The sequence below is a fragment of the Mesorhizobium sp. NFR06 genome (genome assembly GCF_900115245.1).
Taxonomy (GTDB): domain Bacteria; phylum Pseudomonadota; class Alphaproteobacteria; order Rhizobiales; family Rhizobiaceae; genus Mesorhizobium.
The window spans coordinates 91,344-97,797 of the sequence record NZ_FOVT01000022.1 but is presented as its reverse complement, the minus strand read 5'-3'; the positions used below and the strand labels follow the sequence as shown (position 1 = coordinate 97,797).

Here is a 6,454-nt window from a genome sequence, read left to right as displayed (position 1 = left end):
CGCGACGTTCTGCACCACCGTCATCTTGCCGTCGGAAGCGACCGACACCGTGAAGGCGGTGTGGGTGCCGCCGGCATCGGTGTACTGGCCCTGCACCGTGGCGCCGACCTGCACCAGCGTGATGGCATGGTCGCCCTGCGCCGTCGCCAGCCCCGAGGCCGGGTTCGTCACCGACAGCGCATAGGCCGTGGTGCCGGCGCCGTCGGCGCCGTAGTTGGAGGTCAGCGTCACGATCGCCGCAGCGCTCGTCGCCGTCATGATCGCCGGGTTCAGCACGCCGTCCGTCGTCGGACCGTTGTTGGTCTCGTCCAGCGTCACCGAGCTGCCGACCACCGCATTGGTGATCGTAGGAACATCGTCGGTGATATTGATCGAGATCGTCGATGTCGACGTATTGCCAAGGCCATCGGTTACCGTGAACGTGAACACATCCTGCCCGGGCTGCACGTTGGCGCCGTCGTTGCCCGCCGGAACATTCGCTTCCGGCGACGTCAACGTATAGGTGTAGGTGCCGTCCGCGTTGACGTGCAGGATGCCGTACGTGCCATTGATGTTCGTGCCGACATTGCCGCTCACGTCGCTGCCGATATTGCCCGATGCAACACCGGTCACCGTCGCCCCGTCGGGGTCCGCGAACGTCAGCGTGCCCGTCGTGGTTTCCGAGCCGTCGCCTGCATGCGAGCCGTCCACCGTGCCGGGGCCGAGGTCGCCGGCCGGCGGCGTCGTGTCGATACCCGCCTCGTTGACCGCGGCGACCTCCGCCACCACACGCGGCTGGCTGCCGGTCACGTCGATCGTCAACGTTGCCGACGAGGTGTCGCCGTCGCCGTCGGTGATCGTGTAGTTGAACACGTCGGTGCCGGTCGGCGCGTTCGGGGTGGCCTGATAGCTGTAATCGCCATTGGCGAAGACCGTCAGCACGCCATGCGCGCCCGTCACCGTCGTCACGCCGTTGCTGGTAACCGAGCCCGTCCAGGCGATCGAGGCTATTCCGTCCGCTCCCGCCGTGTCCGCCGCGCCGGTGCCATGGGTGCTCGCGCCGGTCTCGACATTGCCCGTCACCTTCTCGCCGGATTGCGCCGCGTCCGTATCTGCCTTCGCCGTCGGCACGTCATCGAGGATGTCGACAGAGAGCGTGCTGGAGGCGTTCTGGCCGTCCTGGTCGGTGAGCGAGACGGTGAAATTCTCGAAAAGGTTGTTGGTGCCCTGAACGGGATCGTGCGCCTCATTGTCGAGCAAGGTATAGGTGTAGCTCACCTCGCCGGTGGCGGCATTGTAGCCGGTCACGTTGAGCGTGTTGCCAAGCGCGGTGGTGAAGGAGTCGGCGGTGAACACGCCGTTGGTGATGAAGGCATGGCCGTCGATCGTCAGCGATGCGATGCCGTCGGGCGAGGCTATGGTGAAGGTCCCTGTGCCGGTCTCGGCGGTGCTTGCCGGGTCGGATCCGGGTCCGCCCGGCGTGCCCGCATTGAGCGCCGCTTCATTGACGGTGACGTCGCCGCCATTGGCTTCCGGAGTGAGGCCGTCGATGGTCGGCGGCGTGTTGCCGATCGAGATGGTCAGCGTCGTCGACGACTGGTCGCCGTCGCCGTCCGTCAGCGTGTAGTGGAACACGTCGTCCACGCCGCCCTTCGTCTCCGCCGCGCGGGTGTAAGTGTAGGTGCCGTCGGAGTGCAGCAGCAGCGTGCCATACTCGCCCGCGATCGACACTCCGGCGCCCGTCACTGTCTGCGCCGAGCCCGCGCCGTCCTTGCCATAGGCCGAGGTCACGCTTGCGCCGTCAGCGCCCTGGATATCCGCCCCGCCAGCATTGCCGTCGCTGCCAGCACCGGTGATGACATTTCCGTCGATCGGCGCGTGTGAGCCCGAAGGCACAGCGTCCGTATCGGCATTGGCCGTCGGCACATCGTCAACGATCTGGACAGAGAGCGTACCGGGAAGCGAGACGTCGCCGTCGCTGTCGGTGACCGTCACCGTCATATTGTCGAAGATGGAATCGGTTCCCGCGCCGGGATGGGGCTCGCTGTGCAGCAGCGTGTAGGTGTAGCTCACCTGGCCGGTCGCGGCGTCATAGCCATTGATGGTCAGCGTGTTGCCGAGCGGCGTGGTGATTTCGATCGGCGTCGATCCGCTGTTGGCGAGCGCGGCGGCCGAGATCACCTGGCCGTTGATGTTCAGCGAGCCGATGCCGTCGGGTGAATTGACGGTGAAGGTGCCGCTGTTGATCTCGGACTGATCGGAGTTGGGCGCGGGATTCTGCGCTTCGCCCGATCCTTCCGAACCGGAGCTCACCGGCAGGCCCTTTTCGTCGACGATGGTGTCGCCGCCTTCGACGGAAGGCGTCAGGTCGAGGATCGTCGGCGTGGAGTCAGGCAGCAGGCCCGGGAACAGCTCGCGATGCTCCGGCTGGCCGAACGCGAGGTCCGTCGGCGGCAGCAGGGCGGTGAGGCCGAAGCCGTCGCCGATGCCGCCGGGGGGCTGTTCGAAATTTCCGCCCGCGCTGCCCGGTGCGCCATTGCCGCCCGCAGAGATCGAGCCGTCGGCGCCGAAGGCGACATCGACATGGCTTGCCTCGAGCGCGGCGATCAGGGCGACGCGTGGCACCTCGACGTCGCCGAGGATGAAGGTCGGCACGTTCAGCGCGCCGTCCTTGATGACGATCTCGGACCCGTCGGGCTGCACCAGCACCAGGTTGTGCCCGTCGACCTTGATGTTGTCGATCGAGACATTGGCCGGAAGCTTCACGACATTGCCGGCTTCGGCGTGATATTCATGCGGAACGTTCGAGGCCGCGGCATTCGCCGCCGGCGCGTTTCCGGTCGGCGCGTTTGCGTTGGCATTGGAAGCCGGGGCGTTGGAGGCCGGCGCATTCGCATCGGCCGCCGGCTGGTTTGTGGCCGGTGCGTTGGCCGCGCCCTGGGCCGGCGCGCCGCTGCCGACATCGACCGGCACCGGCTCGCTCGCCGGCTGGCCGCTGGCGGCCTGCGCCACCTGGATGCCAGTCGAGATCGGATTTTCCCCAGCGGTCGAATGCTCGTCCCAGGAATTTGAAACGGCGTCGAATTCGATATTGTTCGTCATAGCTCAAGCCCCTCCGGCGTTTCCCGGAAAGAGACATGCCGGGCTCGGGCTTTGCAACAGACCTTCAATCTATTTCATATATTGGAATATGTAGAGAATCGCATTTTTTACACTTGGTAAATCGACATGATATATCTGGCTATGCGTTCTATTGAAGAACGCCGGATTGGCTGCGGCCAATGCCGCCGTTTTGGTAAATTAAAGTATAAATTTGAATAAAATTTGATTGAAAATAGAATAGAGTGATTCGCGGAAACTTACCCACCTTCCTTTCCGATAATTTGAGACAAGATTGGTAGCGTCCACAGTCAAAGGTGGGCGTTATGAAAATACAAAAAGCAGCCCCGGGGACGACGGGGATCAAGGTACTCTTGCTGGCGATCGGCCTTGCCGGTCTTGCAGGCGGGTCGTACGCCAGCCCGAATTCCGGCGCGGATCGCGCCCTGCAAAGGGTGCCGGCGCCGGCGAGCCTGGGCGGCGTTTCGCTGACCCGGCCGCAGCCTTGGCAGCCGAGCGCCGCATACCGGATCGCCGACGTTTCGGCCGGCTATGCGCCGGCAACGCCTTATGGGGTTGAGGCGCTTTCGACCGCCACGCCCGCCGCAGGCATCGACCCGATCAAGACGGCCGCGATCATCCCGGGCGTTTTCGGCTCCGTCGCCTTGTCGATGCGCAACTTTCCCGTCGCGGCGCGCTGGGCTCCGGTCTATCGCGCCATCGTCGATTGCACCGCGGGCAGCGCCTGCGATCGCGAGAGCCCGGTTTTCGCCGAGATCGTCAATATAGCTGCGAACAAGGGCTTTCGCGACAAGCTCACCTTCGTCAACAGCAGCATCAACCGGCTGATCGCCTATCGCAGGGACAGCGTCGTCTACGGCAAGCTCGACTACTGGGCAAAGCCCTCGGAGGTCCTCGAGCATCGCGCCGGCGATTGCGAGGATTTCGCCATACTCAAGATGGCGGCGCTGTTGCGTGCCGGGATCCCGGCACAGAGCATGTCGCTCGTGGTGCTTCAGGATCGTCGCCGCAAGTTCTTCCACGCCGTTCTGTCGGTAAGCACGGCAAGCGGCACCTTCATCCTCGATAGCCTCGGCAACGCCATCCTGCGCGACAGCGAGTTGCCCGATTATGTTCCGCTCTATTCCTTTAGCACGGATCGCGCCTGGATCCATGGATCGAAGTCCGGCGCGCAGATCGCCGACATCGCCGGTGGCTTCACGACGGTGGCGCCCGGCGAAGGATCGCCGAGCCGGCCGTGAGGGCCGTGGCGTCGAAGGCCTCCCCAAAGTCGTCATCTTTGGACGTAGCGCCGCGAAGCGGTGCGAAGAGACCCCGAGGATCCCTGCCGTTACCTCGGCCGAGGCGTGCAGCGGCGCGGAATTCTGCACAGCATCAACGCGCTCCGTCTGCCGGCGCAGGCACTGTCCAGCCCGTCGAAACTAGCCGTTGAAGACGAAGGCCATCAACAATTCCGGCTCGGTGACGGGCGCGCGCACGGCGCTGAGCTGCCCACGGTAGCGCCGCTCACCGGAGCCGATGACGAAGCCGGTGCTGATGGGCGTGTCGCCATTGGCGTCGAGCCGGGCGAAGATATCGGGAACGTTGAGGTCCAAGGCCAGCTTCAGGTCTTGCCGTCCATCCTCGCCGGGGGCGCTCGGCAATTGACGCCTGACCAGTTGCTGGAACGGGGTGTTGAAGGCCAGGATCTTCTTCGACGACGACAGCGCGAAGGCGGGCGACGGGCAGGCGATCAGGATCGCGTTGATCGTGCGGATCGAGGCGAGCTTGCGCAGTTCCATGCTCTCCTCGGCGAGGCCGCGCATGCAGGCGACTCGGATCGCCGAGGTGAGATTGCCCTGGTCGGGATGGTGTTCGGCGATCTCCTCGACCAGCATGCCGATCGTGCATTTGCGGCTTTCCGCCATCTGCTTCAGCGACACCCAAAAGGCGTGCTCAAGCCGGATGCCGCGGCGCACCCCGCCGCGCGCCACGACCCGGAACTCCGGACCGAAATCCTCGGCCGCGAGCGCCGGCAGCAGCCGTTCGCGCGAAGTGTCTGGGTGGATGACGCTATCGCTCACTCATCGCCTCCTGACGCGCTTTGTTGATGGGCTTCAAAAGATAGTTGAGGATCGTCTTGCGCCCGGTCTTGATGTCGACCGAACAGATCATCCCGGGGATGATCGAATAGGCCTTGCCGTTCCTGGTCAACGTCGACTTCTCGGTCGCGACCCGCACCTGGTAGTAGGGCTCGCCGGTCTTCTGGTCGACGAGGCTGTCGGCGGTGATGGTGGAGACCTTGCCCTCGATGCCGCCGAAGATCGAGAAATCATAGGCCGTGACCTTGATGAGCGCGTCCTGGTCCGGCTGGATGAAGGCGACATCGCGCGGCGAAACCCGTGCTTCGACAAGCAGCGTCTCGGAGGTCGGCACGATGCCGGCCACCACTGCGCCGGGCTGTACGAAGGCGCCGAGCGTGTTGACGTCCAGCGTGTTGACGATACCGTCGACCGGCGAGCGGATGTCGGTGCGCGCCACCTTGTCGGTGGCGCCGCGGATGGTTTCGTCGACCACGGAAAGATCCGCGAGCGCCTGGGTCAGATCGCTCAACGCTTCCTGCTGCAACTGCAGGCCGAGCTCGTTTACCTGAAGCTGCGCCTCGGTGATTGCCGACTGGCTCTTCTTGATCGTCTCGGCGGCGAGGCTCAGCTGTCCGTGAAGGTCGGTTTGTTCGCGCTCGACACGAAGCTGTTCGGTCCTGGCCATCAGGCCCTTCTTGACCATGGGCTCGACCAGCGCCGCTTCCCGGTCGGTGACGTCCAGGCTCTTGGACAGGCGGTCGGAATTGGCGGTGGCCTCGTCCAGTTCCTTCTCGCGCTGGTCGAGCCGCGACTTGAGCACCGAGAGCTTCACTTCGAAATTGTCGCGGCGCGCCACAAGCAGCTTTTGCTCATTGTCGCAGATTTCGGGCGCGGCCTTCTGGATCTCCGCAGGGCAGGGAAACGATCCCTCGACATTGCCGCTCTGCTCGAACTGCAGCCGCGCGATGCGCGCCTGCAGCGCGCGCGCCTTGGCCTTCTCCTCGCCGAGGCTCGACGTATTGCCCGAGTTGTCGAGACGGATGATGAGGTCGTTCTTCTTGATGGTCTGGCCGATCTTGACGGCAATCTCCTGCACGACGCCGGGCTCGCTGGCCTGAATGATCTGCGTCTTCGAGGCCGGTATCACCTTGCCTTCGCCGCGCGCGATCTCATCGACCTCGGCAAACGATGCCCAGGCCGTGAAACACACGAACAGCGCCCCGATGATGTAGATGGACGCCGAGGCGAAAAGTGGTGGGCGATCTTCCCTTGCAAGCATGTCTTTGCGTTCC

General features: G+C 64.4%; 4 protein-coding genes. 1 reads left to right on the top strand and 3 read right to left on the bottom strand.

Features of this window, described 5'->3' with window-relative positions:
- Positions 1-3,081, bottom strand: a 3,081-nt coding sequence (locus tag F3H96_RS27500) for a VCBS domain-containing protein (RefSeq protein WP_210248179.1), incomplete at its 3' end; no start/stop codon positions are given.
- Positions 3,082-3,404: 323 nt separating this feature from the next.
- Here F3H96_RS27500 and F3H96_RS27495 point away from each other — a divergent pair.
- On the top strand, positions 3,405-4,340 hold the full coding sequence (locus F3H96_RS27495) for a transglutaminase-like cysteine peptidase (RefSeq protein ID WP_149804805.1): 936 nt from the start codon (positions 3,405-3,407) through the stop codon (positions 4,338-4,340).
- Positions 4,341-4,520: 180 nt separating this feature from the next.
- On the opposite strand, the gene F3H96_RS27490 is transcribed toward F3H96_RS27495, so the two are convergent.
- Together F3H96_RS27490 and F3H96_RS27485 are read right to left on the bottom strand one after the other, a co-directional pair.
- Positions 4,521-5,162 carry a ribbon-helix-helix domain-containing protein gene (locus tag F3H96_RS27490; RefSeq protein WP_149804804.1) on the bottom strand — a complete coding sequence of 214 codons (642 nt, stop codon included), beginning with the start codon at positions 5,160-5,162 and terminating at the stop codon, positions 4,521-4,523.
- Entirely contained in the window at positions 5,152-6,441 is a 1,290-nt protein-coding gene (locus F3H96_RS27485; protein WP_149804803.1) for an HlyD family type I secretion periplasmic adaptor subunit, read from the bottom strand. The genes F3H96_RS27490 and F3H96_RS27485 overlap by 11 nt, the downstream gene beginning before the upstream one ends.
- Positions 6,442-6,454: the final 13 nt, after the last annotated feature.

Bases quoted from the DNA above. Each gene is read 5' to 3' on its own strand.
- F3H96_RS27495 (WP_149804805.1), top strand. From the start codon at position 3,405: ATGAAAATACAAAAAGCAGCCCCGGGGACGACGGGGATCAAGGTACTC.
- F3H96_RS27485 (WP_149804803.1), bottom strand. From the start codon at position 6,441: ATGCTTGCAAGGGAAGATCGCCCACCACTTTTCGCCTCGGCGTCCATC.